Annotated in this window: 23 protein-coding genes; 19 read left to right on the forward strand and 4 right to left on the reverse strand. The window is 46.5% G+C overall.

Annotated elements, in window-relative coordinates:
• Nucleotides 1-15 precede the first annotated feature (15 nt).
• From A3848_RS04125 to A3848_RS04215, 19 genes are all read left to right on the forward strand, one after another.
• Entirely contained in the window at nt 16-4,236 is a 4,221-nt protein-coding gene (locus A3848_RS04125; RefSeq protein WP_074083699.1) for a hypothetical protein, read from the forward strand.
• A gap of 2 nt (nt 4,237-4,238) precedes the next feature.
• The gene (locus tag A3848_RS04130; protein ID WP_178381903.1) at nt 4,239-8,807 is read left to right on the forward strand and encodes a hypothetical protein; all 4,569 of its coding nucleotides are present in this window, start codon (nt 4,239-4,241) and stop codon (nt 8,805-8,807) included.
• 13 nt (nt 8,808-8,820) lie between these two features.
• On the forward strand, nt 8,821-9,954 hold the full coding sequence (locus A3848_RS04135; protein ID WP_074083700.1) for a hypothetical protein: 1,134 nt from the start codon (nt 8,821-8,823) through the stop codon (nt 9,952-9,954).
• Nucleotides 9,955-10,026: 72 nt separating this feature from the next.
• The gene (locus A3848_RS04140; protein ID WP_178381904.1) at nt 10,027-10,692 is read left to right on the forward strand and encodes a hypothetical protein; all 666 of its coding nucleotides are present in this window, start codon (nt 10,027-10,029) and stop codon (nt 10,690-10,692) included.
• 11 nt (nt 10,693-10,703) lie between these two features.
• Nucleotides 10,704-11,672 (forward strand): hypothetical protein, encoded by a 969-nt coding sequence (locus A3848_RS04145; RefSeq protein WP_074083702.1) that lies wholly within the window; start codon nt 10,704-10,706, stop codon nt 11,670-11,672.
• A 17-nt stretch (nt 11,673-11,689) separates the two neighbouring features.
• Nucleotides 11,690-12,499 (forward strand): hypothetical protein, encoded by an 810-nt coding sequence (locus A3848_RS04150; RefSeq protein ID WP_074083703.1) that lies wholly within the window; start codon nt 11,690-11,692, stop codon nt 12,497-12,499.
• Nucleotides 12,500-12,512: 13 nt separating this feature from the next.
• Nucleotides 12,513-12,935 carry a hypothetical protein gene (locus tag A3848_RS04155; protein ID WP_074083704.1) on the forward strand — a complete coding sequence of 141 codons (423 nt, stop codon included), beginning with the start codon at nt 12,513-12,515 and terminating at the stop codon, nt 12,933-12,935.
• Nucleotides 12,936-13,340, forward strand: coding sequence for a hypothetical protein (locus tag A3848_RS04160; protein ID WP_074083705.1), 405 nt, complete (start codon nt 12,936-12,938; stop codon nt 13,338-13,340).
• Nucleotides 13,337-13,636 carry a hypothetical protein gene (locus A3848_RS04165; RefSeq protein WP_074083706.1) on the forward strand — a complete coding sequence of 100 codons (300 nt, stop codon included), beginning with the start codon at nt 13,337-13,339 and terminating at the stop codon, nt 13,634-13,636. The genes A3848_RS04160 and A3848_RS04165 overlap by 4 nt, the downstream gene beginning before the upstream one ends.
• A 2-nt stretch (nt 13,637-13,638) precedes the next feature.
• Nucleotides 13,639-14,007: a hypothetical protein gene (locus A3848_RS04170; RefSeq protein ID WP_074083707.1), complete on the forward strand. Its 369-nt coding sequence runs from the start codon at nt 13,639-13,641 to the stop codon at nt 14,005-14,007.
• 14 nt (nt 14,008-14,021) lie between these two features.
• Nucleotides 14,022-15,008: a hypothetical protein gene (locus tag A3848_RS04175; RefSeq protein WP_074083708.1), complete on the forward strand. Its 987-nt coding sequence runs from the start codon at nt 14,022-14,024 to the stop codon at nt 15,006-15,008.
• A 15-nt stretch (nt 15,009-15,023) separates the two neighbouring features.
• Nucleotides 15,024-16,049: a hypothetical protein gene (locus tag A3848_RS04180; protein ID WP_074083709.1), complete on the forward strand. Its 1,026-nt coding sequence runs from the start codon at nt 15,024-15,026 to the stop codon at nt 16,047-16,049.
• 11 nt (nt 16,050-16,060) lie between these two features.
• Entirely contained in the window at nt 16,061-16,846 is a 786-nt protein-coding gene (locus A3848_RS04185) for a hypothetical protein (protein WP_074083710.1), read from the forward strand.
• The gene (locus A3848_RS32120) at nt 16,834-17,283 is read left to right on the forward strand and encodes a hypothetical protein (RefSeq protein ID WP_074083711.1); all 450 of its coding nucleotides are present in this window, start codon (nt 16,834-16,836) and stop codon (nt 17,281-17,283) included. The genes A3848_RS04185 and A3848_RS32120 overlap by 13 nt, the downstream gene beginning before the upstream one ends.
• A gap of 5 nt (nt 17,284-17,288) precedes the next feature.
• Nucleotides 17,289-17,714 carry a hypothetical protein gene (locus tag A3848_RS04195; protein ID WP_074083712.1) on the forward strand — a complete coding sequence of 142 codons (426 nt, stop codon included), beginning with the start codon at nt 17,289-17,291 and terminating at the stop codon, nt 17,712-17,714.
• Between the two features lie 137 nt (nt 17,715-17,851).
• Nucleotides 17,852-18,244, forward strand: a complete 393-nt coding sequence (locus A3848_RS04200; RefSeq protein ID WP_074083713.1) for a hypothetical protein — start codon at nt 17,852-17,854, stop codon at nt 18,242-18,244.
• Nucleotides 18,234-18,566 (forward strand): hypothetical protein, encoded by a 333-nt coding sequence (locus tag A3848_RS04205; protein WP_074083714.1) that lies wholly within the window; start codon nt 18,234-18,236, stop codon nt 18,564-18,566. The genes A3848_RS04200 and A3848_RS04205 overlap by 11 nt, the downstream gene beginning before the upstream one ends.
• 1 nt (nt 18,567) lies before the next feature.
• Nucleotides 18,568-19,305 carry a peptidoglycan recognition protein family protein gene (locus A3848_RS04210; protein WP_074083715.1) on the forward strand — a complete coding sequence of 246 codons (738 nt, stop codon included), beginning with the start codon at nt 18,568-18,570 and terminating at the stop codon, nt 19,303-19,305.
• Nucleotides 19,306-19,333: 28 nt separating this feature from the next.
• Nucleotides 19,334-19,609, forward strand: coding sequence for a hypothetical protein (locus A3848_RS04215; RefSeq protein ID WP_074083716.1), 276 nt, complete (start codon nt 19,334-19,336; stop codon nt 19,607-19,609).
• A gap of 75 nt (nt 19,610-19,684) precedes the next feature.
• On the opposite strand, the gene A3848_RS04220 is transcribed toward A3848_RS04215, so the two are convergent.
• The 4 genes from A3848_RS04220 to A3848_RS04235 all read right to left on the reverse strand — a co-directional run bounded on the left by A3848_RS04220 (nt 19,685) and on the right by A3848_RS04235 (nt 21,909).
• The gene (locus tag A3848_RS04220; RefSeq protein ID WP_074106934.1) at nt 19,685-20,506 is read right to left on the reverse strand and encodes a sigma-70 family RNA polymerase sigma factor; all 822 of its coding nucleotides are present in this window, start codon (nt 20,504-20,506) and stop codon (nt 19,685-19,687) included.
• 158 nt (nt 20,507-20,664) lie between these two features.
• Nucleotides 20,665-21,006 carry a hypothetical protein gene (locus A3848_RS04225; RefSeq protein ID WP_074083718.1) on the reverse strand — a complete coding sequence of 114 codons (342 nt, stop codon included), beginning with the start codon at nt 21,004-21,006 and terminating at the stop codon, nt 20,665-20,667.
• Nucleotides 21,003-21,218, reverse strand: a complete 216-nt coding sequence (locus A3848_RS04230) for a hypothetical protein (protein ID WP_074083719.1) — start codon at nt 21,216-21,218, stop codon at nt 21,003-21,005. Before A3848_RS04230 ends, A3848_RS04225 begins: the two co-directional genes overlap by 4 nt.
• Before the next feature lie 145 nt (nt 21,219-21,363).
• Nucleotides 21,364-21,909: a sigma-70 family RNA polymerase sigma factor gene (locus A3848_RS04235; protein WP_074083720.1), complete on the reverse strand. Its 546-nt coding sequence runs from the start codon at nt 21,907-21,909 to the stop codon at nt 21,364-21,366.
• Nucleotides 21,910-22,154: the final 245 nt, after the last annotated feature.

Here is a 22,154-nt window from a genome sequence, read left to right on the forward strand (position 1 = left end):
AGGACGGAGGATATTATGCCTAGCCAACAATACAGCTTCAAAGTATCCGACTATGCAATATCCAAGACCGGATACATCCTAAAGGCAACCACTCTGCCGCCAGCCATCCAGCCGTACTTTTTTGTCTATGTTCCGTTCGGAAGATACAACAGCGTGTTAATGCTGGATTTCCTTATGGCTACACGAAAAGAAGTTCCAGCTCTGTTGCAGCAGCAGATTTCACAGGCTGTTCGCGATGATCTGGCTGGGATTGAGAATGGAATAGTTATTTTTGGGCAAGAGCCTAATCGGCCTGCTGAACTGATGCAAGCAGCGCACGCCACGCATGATAAAAGAATGGCTTTCTTTCTAAGGAATATGCAGGCAAAAATGCCCGAACGAGCCGGAGAGCTTACTGACCTGAGTGTTGCTAAGCTGAGTGAGAACAGCCGGAAAGCCGATCATCTGTTCAGTACAGAAGCTAGTGTAAATGAGCACAACCGAGAGGGATATATCCTATTGGATGCTATAGGCAATCGCGACGATTATGGAAGTTCTATGTTTAAGGACGGTCTGCCTGGAACCATTCTCCCCAAAATATCTGAAAGCCTGCAACCATTGAATGAACTATGGGCTGAGCGTCCCATTGATTGGGACTTTAATGTGTTTCGTAGTATTTTTATATCCAATCGTGTCGCTGTCTCCGATCTTGAGCGGCTGCAGATGAAGGATCTGGCCTTTCGCGTAGATAATCATGATCTACTCGTTGATCTGCAGATTGAAGCAGCGTTCCGTCCATATACGCCCCAAGGAACAATTATGCGTGAGAGATTTGAGGCTAAACGGAGCAATATTTTCGACCTGCGGGTTAACACAGAGCGTTTACTGGGGCGCCGGATGTTCAACTGGGATGGCGCTGTGAATCGTGACTACTTGTTAAGCAGCCGCATTATTAATTGGATAGGGAACGTACTAAGTGACCGGGAAGAAGGGAAACGGCTGTTTACCTGGGATGCAGCTCCGGTTACTACCCGCCAAATGTTGGCTGGGCGTGTTAATGATCCACGCACTATAGTCGATTATAACAGGATTAAAGGTGCCCGCATTGGAGATAATCATCCCACATCAAAAGTTCCGAACGTCTTTTCCGCAGATAGAGATGATGCAATTAGTGAAGCTATTGTCCATAAGGACTATCACTGGGCGGAAATCAAAACAAGACAATATAAAGCGCATTTAGCAAAAGAAGTTCAAGCTCAGCGTGAGGCTGAGGTTATCACCCGCCGCTTCATTGATAATATAGTGGGCAGTCGGAATATCAATCATGCTGCACATGTAATACGAGAACGTGGAGAAGCCGAACGAGACATATCGTTTCAAACCTATACCCTACGTATCCGGCAGGCTGCGAGGAATGTGCTGAAGGATTGTGGATTCTTCGTTCACTCGGTTGCTACCCGCAAGCACGATGCACTTCTCGCGTTGGAGCGAAGCGTGCAAGGGGGAATGAAAAATATTAATCGCTCAGCGATCCGTGGAGGGGGAGCCTTAGGGTCGCGCAACTGGGATGGCCGGATCTATCGGCATACGACAGGTTCTGGTAAACGTTCAGTGGATCTGGCACTTCACCTGACTTCCTTGGAGCAGGCAGAGCTGAACCGTAAAGTGGTCGTTCAGGTTATTCGTGAGTTTGGACAGGCTCAGCGAAATTCAGCAGACTTATATCTGTCTCAGAACTTGGAGGCGGGTTATGGTCAAATCCGTAAGCTTCAACTCTCACATGATGAACTGGCATCAAAATCAATTGAACTGAACACAAAACTCGCTCGCTCCATTATAAGCAGCAAAAACCCGCAGCAGCTTGCAGCCCTCGCCCGTGCAATCGAAGGCAATAGGTCAAGTGCTATACCTGTTCATTTAACAGACACACTAAATAGCTTCAAAAAAGAAAAAGACCTCTACGTGTCTGGGGGAATTGCTGGAGCGAAGGTACGTCAGGGAGGTATACCTCTCGCTGAGCTTACAGATTCACCTACTTTTGCAAATGGTATTGCGATTCCACGTGCAGGGGATATGGTCGAGGAATTTGAACGCTTTTTTAGTGAACTTCGTGAAGGAGACAAGTGGGGAATACTGCCGGAGGATCTGGATGTAGGCATCATTGACCGGGAATTCATGAGCACAATTCTGGATGTTATTTTTGCCTGGAAAGGATTCTTCTCTGATTTCTTCGATCCGATGATGTTTGCGGACCGCCTGCATGACAGCCACTCTCTGTTTGATTATGCATTGCAGTGGGCTAAAAAGGAGAGGGCTGCTGAGTTAATGTCTCCGGATTTTCTGGTAGGAGCAAGAGGCCGCCTGGATGCTCTTATGGAGTCCAAAGTCGTGTTTGCTACAGATCAGGCCCATAACGGTCTGCTTGTATTTGATGTCGGTTTCGCAGATCGGGATAAGCTTAGAAGCGCCTTAGAAGCGCCGGTAGAAGAGTTGGCATCCGGGATGGAAAAGCCTGGTCACGTTGAGGAAGGTCAGCGCTTCGATAAGGAACGTCTTTCTGCTGATTTGTCTGAGGAACTGCTGGCGGATGATATGCTGCGCCCCGCTATTATCCAGGTACAAAATCCTTTTGGATATTTTGAACCTGACCCTTCTTATCTAGGTGTTCACACCGAAGGGGAGCAGAGCCACCGCCTCACCCATTTTGAAGAAGGGAAGATTGCCGGTAAACCCCAGAGGCCCTCCGAATTAAGCGCCGGGGACACCGGGAAGCAGGAAGGAAGGCCTTCTGAAAGAGATGATTCCAAACAGGGGCGTCTCGAAAAACGAATATCACACTACGAGGAAGCTATCCAGGGAACAGAACCTATTCGTCCTGGCGATATGTTGGATACTGCAGAGATGGATCGTTCCACTAAACCGTCAGAGGTGGCTGCAGGACTGGAAGGAGTACGACCGGATACCTGTCCTGCCTTATATGCCCAGGAAGCCTTCTTTGCTCAGCAAGAAGAGCGGCCTGCGGAGCACTTGGAGAGAGGAAGTCTGGGGCAACAGGAAAAGCGTCCAGCTCAAACAGATGATGGAGCATCAGGAAGTCAGGTTTCAAGGGCTGCTGCTGCTGAAGAGTCCATGCTTGCAGAACTCCAGGAGCGTCTAAGCTATCTGGCTTCAGGGTATATCTTTGGAGAGCATCAGGATCGGGCAGGATTTATCGCAGAGATGTACTACGAAGCAGCTCGAATGAGTGAGCACGGAAGTACGCTTGAAGATGGCCTGCTGGGGTATATGCGTCTCGCATTTCATCAAGCTTTCTTGGAAGAGCACATGTTTGCAGTTAGACCTTCGGAAGCAGCGGAGTTGTTTGAAGATATTGTAGGGAGAGTAGAACCATTTCCGGCCATGCTTGAGGAAGACAAGCACGCAGAGCCTGAAGCTCAGCCGTCCTATTATCACGATGCACTTATCGCTGACAAACGGGAACATTATACCGAGCTATTAAGCGTCATTACCGGTACGAAAGAGGCTGCTGAATCTATCATTGAGGATTACCTGGCAGCGGTAAAGAAACTGAAGGACAGTACTTTTAATCAAGACCTAACGGCTACTGAGAGAATTAAGCAAGCCTTCATGGAGGCTATCCAGACCGAGGGACAAGGACTTGTGTACGACTACAATAACGATGTATTAGAAAACGGTATGGACCCGGAAGAGTGGACGGGGGGCTATGGGGTGCCAGAAGACTATGATCCGCATGATCCGTCAAACCCTTATTATCCTTGGGTAGAAGACCTGAATACGCTGGAACTCGGTCAGGATGACTGGATTCGATTCGACAATCAGAGTGGCACAGCTTGGAGCAGGGATAAGAATCAGGGGTTGTTTATATGTGAGCAGCAACTGGAATCCCTGACAGGACTATACCGAAACGATTTTTCCCACACAGATTATATGTTTGAGGCGGACTTTAGGGTAGGAGCGGAACAAGGAGATCATGCAGCAGGTATTTTGTTCCGGTACACCAACCCGCAAAACTACTATATGTTTGTGATCCATGGCGGCGATGTAGACGGAACGCTTGGGATGAGTCGCCCTATGCAGCTCTACAAGGTAGTGGATGGCAACCAGCAGCAGATAGGGGCTCCTATGAACCCTTTTGCCTGGGAGAAAGACAAGTGGTATAAATTTCAGGTTTCTGTCGAAGGGTCTCGGATCAAACTGTCCGTTAGCGGGCGGCTCCAATATGATTTTACAGATTAGAGGTGCAGGTATTGAAATCAACATTTGGTATTTTCACGAAAGGGCAGGGGCAAGTGTCCTTCGGGCGGATGAAGGCATCGCTAGTGAACAATATTAACGACCCCAATCACCCGGACAACCCAGCAAGTCCAAATAGACCAAGAGTAGGCACGAGAGAACCGGGGGAGGTTAATCCTGTTATTGGTGATCCGGGAAAAGGACAAATTGGGCGCTGGCAGACGGTGAATCTGGATTCCCTGGAATCTGTTATTGACCAGATTATTGAACAGTATCTTCGGGATAAGACCTGGTACTCTAACGTTCGCTGTCGTGAAGCTCTTTGGAATATGTACAAACGGCTTGCGTGGTGGGTGAAGCAGCAGGTTGACCCCAACCGGAGTGACTACCAGCGGGCTTTATTGTTAATTAAAGACTGCATAAGGCACATTTTGGAGGAAGCGCAGGACCCTGAGCTTGCCCACAATGTCAGTCTCCCTACATGCCCGGCCCCGTTTTACTTCCCATTCAACGCAGACTATTTTAATCACTTTGACGGGAATGACGTGGAGCGCACACTGTTTGACATGACAGCACTGCCAAAGTCTGACGATTTCCATGGACTTTTTCGCTATGTTTCATCCGTCGAAGATCAGGAGTGGGAAATTGTCCATTCTGTGGGTTCGAACGAGACTAAGGGAAATGAAAATATAATGAAAATAGCCCTCAAGCAGTTACTCCCTGGCAATTCTTCTAAAGTTACTTTTAACTGGCGCTGGAAACGCATGGGCTATATTTCTTTCAAATACTGGGCAAGTGCAGCCAATGGGAACGGACTGAACTTCTTCATCAATAACAATCAGGTGGGCGGGGAATGGTCTGACGGGACAGGGTGGCAGGAAGTGAAATTTAATGTGGCTCCTGGACAAACGTATAAGTTCGACTGGCTAGTACGTAAGCAGGTCGGGGATCAGTTCGGACAGAATGCTGTCTATATCAAAGATGTGAAGTGCATTGAAGTGATCCGCAGCCTGGGCGGAGATACCCCGCCTGACTTTGACACCATGGGTTCTGAGGCTTACGGTATACCGGGCTTCGAGTGGACCACCTGGTCGAAGAGCAGTGTGGTTAAAACCCATTTTAACGGAGTGGTTACAGACGAAAACCGAGCCCGGACCCTCCTTTACCACCTGGACAATGAATGTGACGGTACTGTTCGCTTTGCTTACAGAATGGGCACTGCACAGCCTGGGGTGGCCAGCGAGCGTTACTGGATGTTTTCCGACAACCTAAAAGATTATTTTCAGTACAGTCAGGGGAAGCGGGGCAGTTCAGTTTCGGCAGCACACGACCCGTCGTGGACTTTGGATGGGAGCAGCTCCACTACGCAGACGAATCAAGCGAAGATCGCTTATTCTCTAGTGGTTGGGGAGGGGTGTACAGTAGATGCCCGAGGGACAATTGAAATGGTCTGCCCTCCTCTAGAAATTGACCACTATGAGGACTCCGTACTTCAGACGATCGAAACCGCAAACTGGAGTCAGAGTGGTAATCTTCACTGGCAGAAAATAAACAATAGCAGCACTTACCGCATTGACAATCCTACTGAAGGAAGTGGTGCTCTCCAGACGGTTCTTTACTTGGAAGATGACGGCTGGTTTGAGTTTAGTTTTGATCACTCACTACGACCGACAGAACGGCTTGAGGTTCTGGTTGACCAGAAAGTTGTGTTTGAATCTGGGAACACGAACTCTGGACAAAACATTTATATCCCGTTAAATCAGGGTCAGCGCTTTATTTCTTTTCAGATTACAGATACCTACACTGAAGAAGGGATCACTGCCACTACAAATCTTGATTACAGCTATGGTTCAGCAACAAAGGGAAAATCATATACCAAAACGGGCCCGTTTGAAAGTGAGTTTACGATTACAAGAAACTGGGAAATGAGTAATGCTGGAACCTTTACAAGCCAGGATGGGAGCCAAATCAATTACACTGTCACCCTAAATCCAGGGGCTTCTTTTGAGGTGGAAGAGATGCTTCAGCTCACCGCTCCCTTGAATGAGAATCCGGACGAACCTATTTTCGAAGAGGATTTTAACAAAAGTGATGGCAAGCATGATCCAAGAATCAGCATGACTCCCAATTGGAAGTGGAAAGACATCCTCGATTATGCTGACCCAGATATAGGGGACGGGGTATACAAGGTTGTAGGAAAGGACAACTTTCCCAACACTATCACACTTTCCGGTGTTCCTTTAACGAACGATGGAGTCCTTGAATTTGAGTATGGAGGGAAATTCGGGCTAAAAGAAAATCTAGTTCTTACCATCGATGGGAATGTAGTCTGGGCTGATGCCAAGACTGAAACCAGTGCCACAGGAAACACCGTAAAAGTTCCGGTCAAAGCGGGTAACCACACGTACCAGTGGATTTATCAATACCTTGGAGGAACAACATATATTGATCCCGAAGCCGAAGGAACCGGAGCTCCCGATTCAGGAGAGGTGAGCTACCTTGCAGGCTCCCTTAAACAGCCTATTGTATATGGTCAAAGCGACTGGACCTTACTAACAGATCGTCACTCACGGATGCGCAGCGGAGGCACACATTTCAACACTCCTTTATCGCAGCAGGAGCAGGCATCAAGCACCAACGGAGCAACCATTACGCGAAACTTTTCTTTTAACAGCTATGCGGACGTGAGTTTCTACGAAAAGCTGACCATTCAGGCTGGGAAGGATATACCTCAGGCAAGCCGGATTAAGCAACTATCTGTTGGTATTTCCCGGAAAAACGACCCAAATGGAAATTTATTCGCTGGTAATGGGTATTACTGCTTAAATATTACAGGGGTAGACCCCGGAGAGGGTTCAGGCTGGGCCACTGCTTCTTTTTATACCCACGGGTGGATCAATATCACCTTTGATTTACTGGCGTATCTGGTTGATGCGACAGGGGGCCTTGTCACATCGGATAACAGAAACAAATCGGGGCGTGACACAGATCATCGGGGAGAATTTAGTGTACACATTGTCCCTGTCGGGGGAGAGGCTACAAAGGGTAACCAAGTCTATCAATTGTTGGAAAATATAGGGCCACAGGATAACTATAAGGATATTACGGCCTGGAATAAAGCACTGTCCGTTCCTCCCATTAAGAAAAGTGTTCCTCCAGGTAACTACTATGTCTATTTTAGGATGTTTGATGCCATCGCAGACTACGACAAAGACGCTAGTGGTCTTCCGTACTATGCAGCATTTAAAAATTTTAGTCTTACAGGTTCAACAGCCCCCTCAACAATACCTAATAGTGTAGACGATACAAGCGTAAAAGTTGATCTCCTTGATATCTCAAATGGATCTTTGGTGGAATCATACACTTACGGAACAGAAGGTGCAGTAAGCCGGGATATAATAGTGTCCTTTGGCAGCTTGCAGCCAGGGCGTGCCTATCAAGTGAGGTATACCCTGCTGAAGGGAGAAGGGACAACTGGAGGATTGAACGGCAATGGAGGGAGCATGCAGCTCAGCTCCGGCTGGTTCTCCGAAACCTGGTCCCCCTATTGCCGGGATAAGAACGGGAGCTACTACTCCCCAGGCAACAGCCCGTACCCGCCGTCCCCTAACACCCCCCCTCAAACACTGCCCGCAAATGATGGTTCGTATTGCTGGATTGATGTCATCAAGCTCTATCAGTCCAACCGCACAGTCTGCCCAGGAACTGGGCTTGATGTGGTGGTCACAAGTGGAGGTAGTCTTATTTCACAGCATGTCTACAGTTCACCAAGCCAGCAGGAAGTAACTGTAAGTTTGATTAACAGTACCCAAACAGCCAAGACATATGAAATCTCAATGCGTTTCTTGGCTGGCTGCAGCGGGGATAAGGCTTCCATGTATAAAGGGAAGTACAAACTGGTTGATAAGAGCATAATTATGCCTTCCTATGCCCAGATCACGGGTTTTCGTGCAACTAATCACAAGCCTATCTGGATGGGGGGGTGTTATACAAGTAAGATTCACGTCAGGGTATATAACGAGACAGGAACTTTGGTGTACAGTACTGATTTCATCGGTGGAGGACTGGATTCATTCCTTGTTAGTAAACTACCCTTTTCACCCTACTCTAAGTATAGAGTTGAAGTTGAGACAGAGCAGGGTGGACAGATCAGTACTGTGACTGGGAAGCATTATATGACTACTTTCAAATTACTTGACTTTACAGCCTACGAAAATTGGGTTTTTGTCCCTGATCCGTTCAAGGGGAAGCTGGAGTTCTTTATAGACAGCACACTAGTAGACACGTACACAAATCAAGGCGGCTTCTATGATGTTTCTTACCCGGTTCCAAAAGGGGCTCATGAGTTTAAGTGGGTATTCACGGAACTCGGAAACGGCTACAGCTGGGATTACTGCGACATTGATCTCCTGGAGCTGACGAATTGGGTATGTGACAGGGTACGTGTTACACCGTATTGCGAAAAAGGAGGAGGGGATAAATGTGTTGAGGAGCTCATAAAGTGCCTGCTGAAATTGTGGCAGGACAGACCAAAGGCTTGCTCGATTGGTAGAAAAATATGGCTGTTTACGTAAGGAGGACTTTGTTATGGGTGTCGTGGCGCTCAAGAAAAGCGGATTGATTTACCGTGATACGTTCGAGGCAGTGTCCTTAGATGGGAGATGGGAGATGTCACCGAACGACACATCACGTTATGAGCTGCTTGGGAACGCACTGCGGTTAAAGTCTGGTGTTGATCCTCTGTTCGCATTCTTTTCTCCACTTTCTGCGACTGAAGAGTTTGTGATTGATCTGAAAAATCTATACAATCCATCCGCCAAAAATAATCTGGGTGGGCTTACGGTGTTCGGAACTGCCGAGGACCGGCTCGATATGGAAGAGTACTACGATGAAGTTGAAGGTACAGCCCGATCATATCCGTGGATGCGGCTGGTACGCAGCTATAACGCATATAGTGCTTATTGGTCTGAGGATGGTGCGAACTGGAATATTGAAGGTACGGATCAGTTTGACGTGGCAGCGCCTAAGGTTGGCCTTTATCTGACGGGCGAAGAGAGCATGGAGGTGGAAGTGGTTCGGATATTTAGCTCAACAATGATAAAGATGACTGGACTCATAGAAGGCAGTCAAGTGGAGCTGGTTCAGGCGGGAAAAGTTGTCTCCTCCGCCATTTGCCGTACTGGAATGTCTGAGGCGGAACTGGACGTATCAGGGGTGCAGCTACCCTTTAACGGGAACTTCGTTGTCAGGCTGCCTGAGAATAACACCTTTACCAGTACTGAAGTGCAGCAGATCTGGGGAGGTGACGAATATAATTTTGAACCTAACGCTGATCTGTACCTGATTGACGGGAGTGGCAATGAACTGCCCTTAATCGAAAATATGGAGAAATTCTTAGGGTACGTGCAGTCTACGACGCAGGACTATAAGGATTTTCGAATATTGATCCGCAACAATATGGCCAGCGGGACAATCAAGAGCGTGAAAATCAACATTACCTGGCCGGACGGGACCCCAGCGGATATGAAGCTGGCGGATCTGTACCGGGATATTAACGGGGAACCCGCTGTGAAATATGCTGTTCTTGATTATCCTTCAATTGCTGCAGGTACAGTTACTCCATTCTGGCTACGAGTGCGCCGGATTACCGACTCCATGGCCTCGAAGGGAATCTCTGATGTTAATTTTGGGATAAGTATGATCTCGACCTATATTAACTAAGCTGTAGCTCGTATATAAAACAACAGGCGGGTGGGGGTGAATAAGTTGGCCGTTCGCTTTACGCGTACCGGAATGAATAGCAAAGTTACAGACCATAACCAGTTGCTGAATAAAGGCACTCACACACATGCTGAAATTGATGCCGCCCTTTCGGAGCTTGATGCCGCACGAAAAGATTTCAACAGCTTGGATGCCCGATTAATTTATATTCAGGAGAACTCAACTGGCGGCGGTGGAGGAGGCAAGGGAGGCTACGGAGGCCTGAAGTACCGCTATGAGTCAGCTCCAGGAACCCGAACCTCTCCACAGACAGATTTTACAGTCCCTGCGTACACCGTTGGAAATCATTCATTACTTGTGTTCGCGGAAGGTATTCTAATGTCCTCGCAAGAGGATTATCACGAAATAAGCACAACTAAGATCAAGTTTAATGACAGCATTCCCGTGGATCAGCGGATAACCTGTATCTGTCTTGGTGTCGGGGGTGGAGATACGGAGTCACCTTCAGAATCGGTGGATGTAGATATTAAGTATGAATATAACGAAGACCAATCCATAAAAACGGAGCGGACATATAGTGCTGGCAGTGAGCCGTCCCTGTTGAGAGAAGTGGCTTACACTTATGTAAGCGGCCGGGTTCTGACAGAAAGTGTGACCCAAGGGAATGTCACCATCCGAAAAACCTTTCAGTACGATGCTTCATTCAACGTTGTACATGTAATATCAAGAAAATTGTAAGGAGTGAAAAAATGGCAGCACCTAATAGATATAATTTAGGCAGGGTATATATTTACAACCTGGCTAGCACGGTTGTAGCCGCTATGATAGACGACCCTTACTGGTCAGTTTCATACTCTGATGTTGTGCCTAAGCCTTTTAGTATTACAAACCGTGGAAGTATGATTTTTAAGAATAAGATAGATCCTTCCTTGTACTTCATGCTTAACGTCAACTCTTACAATAATCATTTTATTCAGCCCGGTTTTTATGAATCCGAAGCAGGAACTATTGTTGCCGATATAGTCAGAGATGCCCAGTATCCAGGTGTTTATGCGTCTACGCCTATAACAGCATCAAATGTAAGTAATATATCTTATTTTCAGCTTACAGTTCTTACAACGAATAACTTTATATATTTAAACGGAGAGGGGGACGGAACAGCCGACCAGTATCCGTTACGGCTATACGCGGGCAGATTAAAGCCCTATGAATCAGAAGACCCCCTTATTGCAAATGATTTTGTAGGGCTGTTCACTCACTTTCCTGTTGGCAACAACGGTTCTGATTACACAGCCTATGCCAATGGAGCCAAAAATGTAGGTCGGGGATTTGTAAGGAGATCAAGGAACGGGACAAAGAACCACATCTACAATTTTACAACTAACAGCCAGCTTGTATCCCCAGGAGTAGGAGGGCGTTTTTTCATCTCTCCTTTTTATATTTACGATAATGCCGAGGGTGTCCGTGGTGAGTTTTTCGATATGTACACCGTCTGCTTTAGGGATGGAACTGCCTATCAGGATGGTTCAGTGCTTTCAGTTGGAAATGATAAGTACTATATATTTCATGTTGTGGATCAGATACCTCCTTCGAATTTCCAAACTTCTGGAGCGCAGTCAAATGGTGCAACTACTCAAGGTAGATGGTATTTCTTTGATACTGCGGTTCTTCATACCAGTAGCGATAAACCCCAGCGGGCGATCCTCGTCAAAATATAAAGGGAGGCGGTGATAATATGGCTTTTTTCAGCAAAAAGATCAAAATCAATCTACTGTTCAGCTTTTTGGTGGCGAATTTCAAAAGTATTAGCGATGGCTCCTGGACTGTAGTGTTTGAGAGTGCCACTATGCTTGTCGCAAAATCTGTCGGCTCTTCCGGAAACGAAAAGATGTACTTGAAAATCGAACCGGATACCAGTAAGAGTGCCACGGGAAATACTGTAAAAATGACGATATCAGATAACATGTCCTCTACGGATGGCAGTGTTCCTTCCCCCTCTATAGCAGTAAGTAGGTTAGTTCAGTTTCACACCGCTGCTGTGGATACTAACGGACTGATTGACTATCATATGTCTGTACTGGCAGACCGGATTTTTCTTTGGGTGGCAGGGGATGCCAATTCTACAACGGGTCTATCTGTAATGGCTTTCGCCGGACGTATTTCTCCCTACAAACCGGAAACTTCGGTAACCAACGGCTTTTCAATTGGCACAAGTTATAAGTCTCCAGAAGATGGCTTCCGGGTGATAAAAGATTCTTCAGGAGGCACAGCGAGTTCTCTTTACAAGTCGTATTCCACACTGGTTCCTGCAAACCCAGGCCCTGGAGGGGATTATAATGTATTTCCTCAAGTGCTGGCTAATGCGGTAGATGGGGCACGTGGAGAGCTTCCTGATATTTACCATATTCCACCGATCGGAGTCGGTCAGGGGGACATCGTGAATGTAGGGGGTAAAGCCTACACGGTGTATGCGCTCAGCCCTCAGCCTGCTGGGGGTGGTTATAGTAACTTCGCTGGCCCAAAAGTTGCGGTATACATGGGATAGGTGGTGACGGATATTGCCTTCATTTGACGGTAAAGCAATACAAGGCCGGATCGGAACCCGGACCTACTCGAAAGAAACTAAGGTATGTTTACCTCCGCTAATTCGCAATAAATTCCCCCTTAGCACTTCCAGTGCCCTTGTAGGACTGACAGAGCATACTGTGAACATCCTCAAACGTAATTTCTTTGTATATCAACCCCTACAAGAATCAAAGCTTGCCCAAGTACCTATTGGTACTTCCGCCATTTTCAGGGGATTGACAGAGCGGGCTGCTGACATTCACCAACGTGCTATTCCCCTCTATCAACCCCTCCTGATCTATAATGCCATTCAAAGGCCGGGACTGCCGGGCGTTGTTCTGGGTGGCGCCTCAAAACAGAAAAAGTACCGCCGGTTCCCCAATCCCCATATCCCTCTTACGAAGGGAGTGAAGTAATTGAATGAGGTGTGGATGATGCTGACGCACGATAACAAGCCCCTTACTATCGAGTTTGAATCAAGGCTGGAGAGTGGTGAGGCGCAGGTCGTCTCAATCCCCTTTAATGCACGAAACCTAAATATAAAGACTGTGAGGGTAGTTCCTCAGGAGAATGACTGTGACGTTGAGCTGACAATTCTAAGTAACAGGTCAGAGGCTGATGCTGAAGAACTCTACCAAAATGATACGACCTTTAGCACAGGTGACCCTGAAGAGGGAATTTACGACAACATTGATATGCTGTATATCGACGGGGATGGCACCTCAAAGCTGCACTGCCGGATCAAGAATACCGGAGCACTAACGACCATTTTTAAAACTAAAATAATGGCCTTAACAATTCGATCGGAGGTGTCTAATTGATTGCCTTATTAAACGGAGGGACACTTAGCACTCTTCAGGCTGGAATGGCTTATCTCTCCGAAATGATAGATGTGAGCGTGGAGTATGAGTATGCCGGTGAAAACATCTCCAAAGAAACTGTCTATGATAAGCTAACGCCTCGCAGCGTCCTGAAAACTACTGCATACACGTATAACCAAGAAGGCCTTCTGGAGACGGAAACGGTCAACAAGGCTGGAATCACAGTGGTAAAAACCTTTTTCTATAATCTGGACGGTAACTTGACTAGCGTAGATATCACCAAAATGGAGGGATAATCGTGGATCTGTCTGCTACTACAACCATGTCAGTGGTACAAGATGAGCTTAATATTTACACTTTGAAGAGCAATTACCGGCGTATATTCAAAAAGCTAATGGGTCTGTCATTTGGCTATGATGCCCCAGGTAAAGAGGGGGTAACCTCAGAATCCACTGTAAACAAAGTGTTAACCCGTCAGGAGTTCGAGATTTTGTTATTTGGACTGAACAGCCAAATTCTGTTTCCCAATACTGGAGCGATGTTTGCTGCTTCCTTCGGTTATTTGGCTGATGACCTTGAAGCAAATGCAGAGGCTATAGCTTTTACGTTTGGAACCTTGGTAGAAGAAGAGACTGCCTATCAAATGCAGATGCGCTTTGGCGTCTAGGAGGAGGGGGAAAAGTGTCCTACGATTTAAGTGCTATCCGGCGTTACACGCTTGCCAGCTATGCTAGGTATCAATTTGTGAATCAACTGGGGATTTTGCTTGCTAACGATCCATTCTGGACAGTGATTAGCCTAACAACGACTAATGGTGTTACAGGTGCAACGCATGGAGTCATTAAGCTAACCAATAAAGCAGATACCAATATGGAGTTTTTAGTAGGGTTGGACTGGAGTGTAAACTATGGGGCTGCTTTGCGGTTCGGTCTTAAAAAACAAGGTGCAACGCCATCTCTTGACTGTTATACAGAGAGTGGAAAGAGCAGCCAGTACGATATGGCTTTGCAGCTTCAAAATCCTGGTACCCCCGCTAAACATATGGCTGCTGGTGCGTTATCCCGAATGGATGTAATCACACAGAAAGAATGTATTTTTGTAATGACTACGCCAATAACCTACAACGATACAGATGTTCCTGTTCGTCTCTATCTGGGGCGTTGCAAAGCCTTCGAGGTGGAGGACAACAGCTATGGGAGAGAGTTCTATGGCGTGTTTGGGCATGTTCCCCTGGGAGTGGCTGATGCTGCTTCGTTGGAATTTTCTAATGCAACCGGATATGTGGTTAGCCGTGGCGTAGTCAAGAAAAACCGGTCAAATCAGCTTTATGGTGAGTATGACTTTGTGGGAAGCTCACAGGCACTATCTCCCGGGTCGGGTGGACGGATTATCATGTCTCCCTTTTTACTGGGTAATGCACAAGAGGGTATTCGCGGCACTTTTTGGGACGTGAATACTGCGGTGCTGCGAAGTACACAATTCTTCCCGGATGGCTCTGTCATTGACATTGATGGTGCTCGGTATTACGTGCTGCACTGCAATATTGAAGCGGGCAGCTGGTGGCCCCAAAGTGCTATAGCTACTCATACTGTCGCTCAGTATGGATATAACTTTTTCGACTCCGTGGCTGTTCCGTTCGGTACAAGAGTGATGTTATTTAAAATCTAGGAGGTGAACCGCGCAATGCCAATGTCAAGCATTCGGAGATATGACATTCCTTCAATAGCCCTTTCAGGCCTCATGCAAGGAATTAGTACTGCGCTAGCTGATGATCCTTTTTGGTCTATTCAATTCTTGGCAGGGAATGGACTGGGAAACGGTGTTACCCATGGAGGCATCGTTTTTACTAACAAAAATGATCCCAGTATGGTGATTACAGTAGGAGTGTGTACACCTAACACGAACTATCCTTCGTCTCTGCGGTTTGGTTTGTTTAAGAACGCAACACCAAAGCCTGATTGCTTTACTAATACTACAGCGGTTGCCTCACTCAATGCTCCTTATTTTGGGGGATGGGGGGGACAATATCTGGATGCCGGACTTGGTTGTTACAACTCGGCGGGGCAGTCGATTATTTCTGGAACTCAAAAGATAGTGGTAGTGTCACACAAGGAATATGTGATGATTCTCTCAGAGCCCATTACCTATCCCAATGTGCATTACCCCATCCGTTTGTACCTTGGCCGCTGCAAGGCCCTCGAGACGGAAGATCCGGCTGTAGCGAATGATTTCTACGGATATTTCCCTCAAATTCCTGTAGGGGTGAATAGCACTTATCAGACAAATATTCCGAACTACCTAAATTTTGGACGGGGTGTAGTCAAGTATTCTCGTGCAAAAGAAGCATACCAGTATTACAGCTTCATGCCGCAGTCCCAGCAATTATCTCCGGGTGTAGGAGGGGCTATCTTTGTGTCTCCATTCTATGTTTACAACTACAACGAAGGTGTCCGTGGCGAATTTTATGGTATGCGTACCGCTGTGTTAAAGCCATCCTCACTATCCTCTTATCCGGACGGCTCCATAATGAATGTTGGAGACGATGAGTATTACGTAGTTCATGTTAGCACTGCTGCTAACATTAATAAAGCATCCTACGGCACGTGGTATAGCGGTTCTAGTTCTGGAATGAATGCCTTCCCCAAATTCTTCGATTCTCCGGTCCTTCCCAACAACGGCCAGCGTATTTTGCTGTTCAAAATTAATTAAGGAGGCGAACTATGCCTGCATTCTCTGGAAAAGTTAGAATCAACCAGCTTTACGATGCCCTTGCCAGTCACTTGAAAAGCTCTGCTGCTGCAGTGCTATGGACTCCGGTTAACGAGGCGGAGACAGCCCTCTCGCTGACCTCTACAGGTATAAGCGGCACGGATAATCTTTTTGTTAAATTAGATGCGGGTAACTCCAAATCAGCAACAGGGAATCAACTGGTACTGACGGTAACGGACCTGATTAGTGAGGATGGTATGGTCAGTGCTACGAGATGCGACCGGAATGTCGTTGTTTTTTCGGCTGCTGTGGATACCAATCTCCTTTGCGAGTATGATTTATCCGTTACCAAAGACAGAATTATCCTCTGTGTAAAGGGGGATCCTTACGCCAACAACAATGTTAGTATGATTGCTTACGCAGGTCTTTTTAAACGCTATAGTTCTGAGATGAATTCGATGGCTCAAGGCATCGGCGTATCTTACCAGGGGGATAATGGATTCTATTGTCTACAGGATATTACCGCGCAGCAATACTATAACGTGTATCAGGGAAGAAGTGTCATTGTCCCGTTAAATCCTGGCTGGGGTACATTATACAATGGCAATCCTGTTATTCTTGCGAACATGTACGAAGGTGCAAGAGGCGAACTGCTGGATATTTTGGCGCTGCATTACTCAGGTGTAACTGCGGGAGACCAAATAAAGATGAATAGTAAAGAATATAAGGTTCTACAGCTCACCACAAACGGCAGCAGCTTCCTCCCAAGTACAACAGTTGCTGTTTGTCTGGCCTGATGGATGTTTTGCAGGTAGGACAAGTTCAGGTGCGCCGGGATCTGGCTGGAAGTCTGAGCAAACCACTGCCACTCACACTTTCATATGATGTTGCAGTTCCGCAGGGTCTGATTTTTAATCGCTCATCACGGCCATCTGCAACCCTCGGCGGGGTGTACACCACTTCCTATGTTGGGAGTATTCCAAACCCAATCGTCCCCGTACAAAACCTGATTTTCAACGATAACTTTCGTGCCATGCTTCATGCAAAAGGATCAACCAGTGAATATAAAAACGGTCCCAGAGCGTACGCGCAGTTTATCCCGCAATATATCATCATGGATACACGCCAGCAGGAAGCAAAGGAGCTAAAGGGGGTCTCGCTCAGCGGAACGGGGAGCGCAACTACCAAACGGCCCCGAAAGTATCCTCTGGAGTTCCTGCCAAAAAGGAGTTGAGTGCAGTGAACGGAGATTTTTTCTTATTGCAATATCAGAAGACAGCAGGTGGCGGGATGAAGCTGGTAGACCTTGATTTCAGAATCAATGCAGTTGATCCTGGGAGTACAGCCCGGAAATCCTTCTACACTGGAAAGGGTAAACTGCTGCTCAAGACAGTCAAAGTGATTCCGATAGGTGTATCTTCCAGCTGTGAGCTGACAATCGTACGAAGTGCGACGGCAGAAATCAGTGATATGAAAGAAGTCGTCTATGCGAATGCAACGGAATATAGTACAGGCAATACGGCAGACGGTATTTATGATCTTGTAGATATTCCATATGTAGATGCAGACGGAACAAGAAATATCCATCTCGCCCTAAAAAATACGCTGAGCACAGGCACAGCCGTAGACTTTCGCATCATCATTGAGGCCATAGAGTTAAAATAAACCTGGCAGTCCTTTCTTGTATAAGAATGGACTGCTTTCTTCATGTAACAACAGGAATCATTCCAGTATTGAATATGAGAGCAATCCGCACAATCGGCCTATCCTAATCATACTAGAAGATCAAAGGAGTGGAGCCGTTGCATAAGCAGCTCAGGAAGTTCATTCACCGGTGTAAGCCTGTTGAGTCATCTTTGGCATTCATAGCGGGCTTTTGGGGGCTACTGTTACTTACCCCGCTAGACACTTTTGGTGCCGGTGCTGACTACACCAAATTCTTAAAAACTCTGCCCGAAAATACATGGGGATGGATCATGTTGATCCTCTCTGCGGCAACCGTGGCGGGTATGCTCGGTCGGTATTACCACATCAGGAGAGCTGCGCTCTTGGCGTCAACTTTTATATGGTTCTTCATCAGCTCTCTGCTGTTTGCAGGGAATCAAGCATCTACCGGGTGGGGGGCTTACCTGAACTATGCATTATTATCTTCATGGGCTTACGTGAAAGTGGGGGAGCAAAGGCATGGACGTTAATGCGCTAGTAGCCCTGGCGGGCGTGCTCGTTACAGCGCTTGGCAGTGTGGCTGTGACTAAGTTCAATAATCGCAAGGATCTTACACTCAGCGACCGCCAGCAGCTCTCCCAGGAGCAGAAGCAGATTCGGGACGAGCTGAGAGAAGAGATTAAGTCTCTGCGTGATGAGATGAAAATTTGGCGTGACCGCAGTCTGCACCTGGAGGACGAGCTGCGGAACTGGAAAGAGAAATATACTACGCTGGAGCTTGATTATATCAAGGCGACTGCCAGAATTGAAGAACTGGAGAAACGTCTGAACCAACGCGAAGGAGGTGATTAATTTGTTAACAATCCAGCAGCAGCGAATACCAGTCAATCCGTTCTCGCGGCCAGGGAAAAAGCTTGTGGCCAAGCGGGGCATTGTCATGCATTACACGGCTGATCCAGGTGCTTCTGCACAGGCCATTGGCAATTACTTTAGCAGTCTTAAGAATCAGAATCCGGATGACGGAACAGGTGACCGTTACGCCAGTGCGCACATTCAGATCGACCGGGTAACGATTGTCCAGTCCCTGCCTTTTGATGAGATGGGCTACCATTGTGGCAGCAAGCAGCCTTACCTTCCAGAAGCCCTTTCCAAGCTTGGCTCGTACCCGAATAATTCCACAGTAGGTATTGAGATGTGTATTGAAGCAGACGGATTGATCCATGAAGATACCTTCAACAATGCTGTGGACATGGTAGTGTACCTCATTCAGCATGAGGGTTTCCCAGAAGTGATTTTTACCCATAAAGGGGTTGTCGGCTGGAAGGATTGTCCGCTTCCGTGGGTCAGGAACCCGAGTGAACTTGAACGCTTTAAGCAGGAAGTGCACAGCCAACTCAATTCACAAGAGGAGGAAGAAGATTTGAACTTGTCAGCGAACCAATGGACGATACTCACTACTCAGCTCAAAGAGCTTTACGATAAAAAACTCATCACGGATTCAACTTGGCTCGACAAGGCAGCCGTAAAGAAACTTACGGTTTCCGAGCTGTTATTCATCAATACCGCTATTATAAACCGGGGTATCAAGTAAGAAGCTTCTATAAAAGGAGGGATAAGACATGAACGTAATTACTTTAATGGCGCTAGTGGCCTTTTTATCCGAAGCCTTAACTGAGATTCTGAAACAGGCCTTTCCGATTCAAGACAAACAAACCTATCTGCTGTCCATTGTTATCGGTGTGATTCTGGCCTTTGTTTTCGAGGTGGATTTATTCAATCTTACCGGGCCCGGGCACTATGTCTCTATCGTTCTGTGCGGTATTCTTGCCTCACGAGGCTCCAATTATATCAACGGATTGTTAAAACAAATAGGGATTATCACAGGCAGGTCATAGGGTTGCTGCCAACAAAAGCGAAAAACCGAGCAGAAGTTCTCTCGGTTTTTTTGCTTTGGACCACAGTATACTCAGTTATTTCTTATGTTCTTGTCTACTGCCCGAAGAGGAGCGGTCAATGTAGTTGTTCAACACTTCCAGGGAATCCAGGTCAAGAAGAGTTACGCTTAATTTAGAATCCAGCAGCAGCTCCGCTACCTTTTTCATAATTCTCCCGGCCCGCATTTGTGAAATGTTCTCCGTTTCTGCTGTCTGGGTCTGATTTAAGCCGGCGATACGATGCTGAAGAACCCGCAGCTCCAACTCGGAAAGATGTTCTTGAATAGAGGCGACTATGTCTTTGACATAACTGCTGTCGGTAGCCTCTTCTTCTGTATTGTCGCTGCTGGTGAGAAAGTCCATATAAGTAGGATCTGAGTCTATGCTGGAGCCATCGGTTACCTTTTCCTGCAAATACTTCACTCTTGATCCAATAAGCATCGCTTTTTTGATCTGTTCCTCTGGTTTCTTCAGATTTTTTGCCAGAAGCTCTACTGATTCCTCTTCGGAACCGTTACCAGTTCGGATGTTAATCTGATTCATTAATTCATGGGCGGTTCGGGTAGGACGGATAATCGGGGCGTTGTCGCGGAGGTAGCAGCGGACTTCGCGAACGATAGAGGGTACTGCGTAAGAGGAGAATTTCACTCCCCGTCCGGTGTCAAAAGCCAGGATTGCCTTAATAAAACCCAGGCGGCCGAGTTGAACAATATCGTCTTTTTCCACGCAGTAGTTCTGAACAAGCTTTTCGGGTTTCCCGATGTATTTGTGTACGCTGTGCCAGATTAAGGTTTCATGAAGAATTAAAAGATCACCCAGAAAGTCTGAATCTCTTTTGGCAAGGTCAATATTGGACATACTAGTTAACGAGTAAAAGTTCTTATCATAATCTAAGTTATTGCGTATATGTTCGGGGTAGCTGCTCAAGTGGGGACACCTCATATAGTATGAATAATTTCCTGGAAGGCGGTATTTGAGGGGGGATTATTCTAAACTTCGTTCTGCGGAGAGGTCCTTCATTTATCAATGGCTTGATTCGCCAGGTGCTCTGCAAGAGTATTGTCGAACTCTTCTTTAGTGATGATTTGAATTTCTAACTCTTCTTTGGAGAGTACCCATCCTGCACCGTCTGTCATAAGCAGATTGATAAATACAAGGGGATCACTCATAAATTCTCTGTTCACGTAGTCGAATGAAATGACAGCCTTCTCGTAACCGGCGATCTGACCTGTAAACCAGGCATTTACAGATTCTCCGTCTGGACCTGTGTGCGTATTCTGAGGCACAGAAATATACTTGCCAGCTAGAGAGATTACCTCGTCTTCAGTTATGGTCTGATTGTAAATTTGTCTGCTCATACAAGTTCATTCCTTTCATCTGGATGGTGTTCATTTTGTAGCTCCCGCAGTCTTCGGGTGATCGAGCCGGCTGGAGTGGCTTGAATCAAATCCCTTGGCTGCTTTAATTCATCGAACATTACCCAGTAAGCATGCAGAAGCTCATTCTCTCTTTCGACAAGTGAAGGCATGAGCGATACAAGCAGCTTTACGTTTTCTTTAATGGTTCTCATAATAACCTCCTATCAAATAAAAAATCCCTTCCAATCACTATATACGTGAGGAAGGGATGTGAATTTAGGGATAGTATAAAGTAATTATGAGGTCCAGGGAAAATAAAAAAAAAGGCCCCGGTTAGGGCGTGATTAGGGAAATGAATTAAATGACTACAGCACACTTTGCCGTGATGCCGCTCCAAATTTGTGACATCCTTCCACGGCTAATGTCGAATACCTGTGCAATTTCTTTGAATTCATATCCCGAAATACGAAGACGGAACATCTCTTTCTCGCGTTCTGTCAGTCCCAGATGGTCCATAATATCCATCATTAGCTCTGCGTTCTCGTAACCGAGATCCTTTGCCCCTGCTTCGTAGGTAACTTGTGTATCATCGACACCATCAAATATAGCCAACGGAATAGCATTGACAACCTGTAAGTTGGATTTTGCTCCAGCCTTTTTCAGACAATCCCGGATAGCGCTCGTTACGATGCGGTCCAGGTAAGTCGATACTTTTGACTTGCTGCTATCATATTTAGGGAGATATCGGTAGACTTTAATCAGCGCTTCCTGCACAACATCCTCACCATCAGTGCCCGCAAGGCGCATTCCATGTACTCGCTTTTCCACTTTTTCCTTGCTTTTTTGAAAAAAAACATCCATTTCTCCCAACGCGTAAAGCTCATCCAGTGTTTCAGTCCCCATGTATATCTGCTTCCTCCCAAGTTGATCACTTGTTAATTCATTATCAATATCTATTGAAATTAGGTATAACGTAGCAATAAATCTGTTCGTATACCTATTATATTATACGAACGAGTGTTCGTATATGAAACTATAGTCATGCTTTTTTGCCCTGATTAACTAAATATACCACTTGCCAAATGTCGATAGCTGTCGTAAAATGCTGTATTTTTACAAGATTGAGCATTATTCATAATCCATACATC

It is taken from the genome of Paenibacillus sp. P32E, from assembly GCF_001909085.1.
In the GTDB taxonomy this organism is placed as follows: domain Bacteria; phylum Bacillota; class Bacilli; order Paenibacillales; family Paenibacillaceae; genus Paenibacillus_AQ; species Paenibacillus_AQ helianthi.

Coding starts and splice junctions, on each gene's coding strand:
- A3848_RS04125 (WP_074083699.1), top strand. CDS start 16: ATGCCTAGCCAACAATACAGCTTCAAAGTATCCGACTATGCAATATCC.
- A3848_RS04135 (WP_074083700.1), top strand. CDS start 8,821: ATGGGTGTCGTGGCGCTCAAGAAAAGCGGATTGATTTACCGTGATACG.
- A3848_RS04140 (WP_178381904.1), top strand. CDS start 10,027: ATGAATAGCAAAGTTACAGACCATAACCAGTTGCTGAATAAAGGCACT.
- A3848_RS04145 (WP_074083702.1), top strand. CDS start 10,704: ATGGCAGCACCTAATAGATATAATTTAGGCAGGGTATATATTTACAAC.
- A3848_RS04150 (WP_074083703.1), top strand. CDS start 11,690: ATGGCTTTTTTCAGCAAAAAGATCAAAATCAATCTACTGTTCAGCTTT.
- A3848_RS04180 (WP_074083709.1), top strand. CDS start 15,024: ATGCCAATGTCAAGCATTCGGAGATATGACATTCCTTCAATAGCCCTT.
- A3848_RS04185 (WP_074083710.1), top strand. CDS start 16,061: ATGCCTGCATTCTCTGGAAAAGTTAGAATCAACCAGCTTTACGATGCC.
- A3848_RS04205 (WP_074083714.1), top strand. CDS start 18,234: ATGGACGTTAATGCGCTAGTAGCCCTGGCGGGCGTGCTCGTTACAGCG.
- A3848_RS04215 (WP_074083716.1), top strand. CDS start 19,334: ATGAACGTAATTACTTTAATGGCGCTAGTGGCCTTTTTATCCGAAGCC.
- A3848_RS04220 (WP_074106934.1), bottom strand. CDS start 20,506: ATGTCCAATATTGACCTTGCCAAAAGAGATTCAGACTTTCTGGGTGAT.
- A3848_RS04225 (WP_074083718.1), bottom strand. CDS start 21,006: ATGAGCAGACAAATTTACAATCAGACCATAACTGAAGACGAGGTAATC.
- A3848_RS04230 (WP_074083719.1), bottom strand. CDS start 21,218: ATGAGAACCATTAAAGAAAACGTAAAGCTGCTTGTATCGCTCATGCCT.
- A3848_RS04235 (WP_074083720.1), bottom strand. CDS start 21,909: ATGGGGACTGAAACACTGGATGAGCTTTACGCGTTGGGAGAAATGGAT.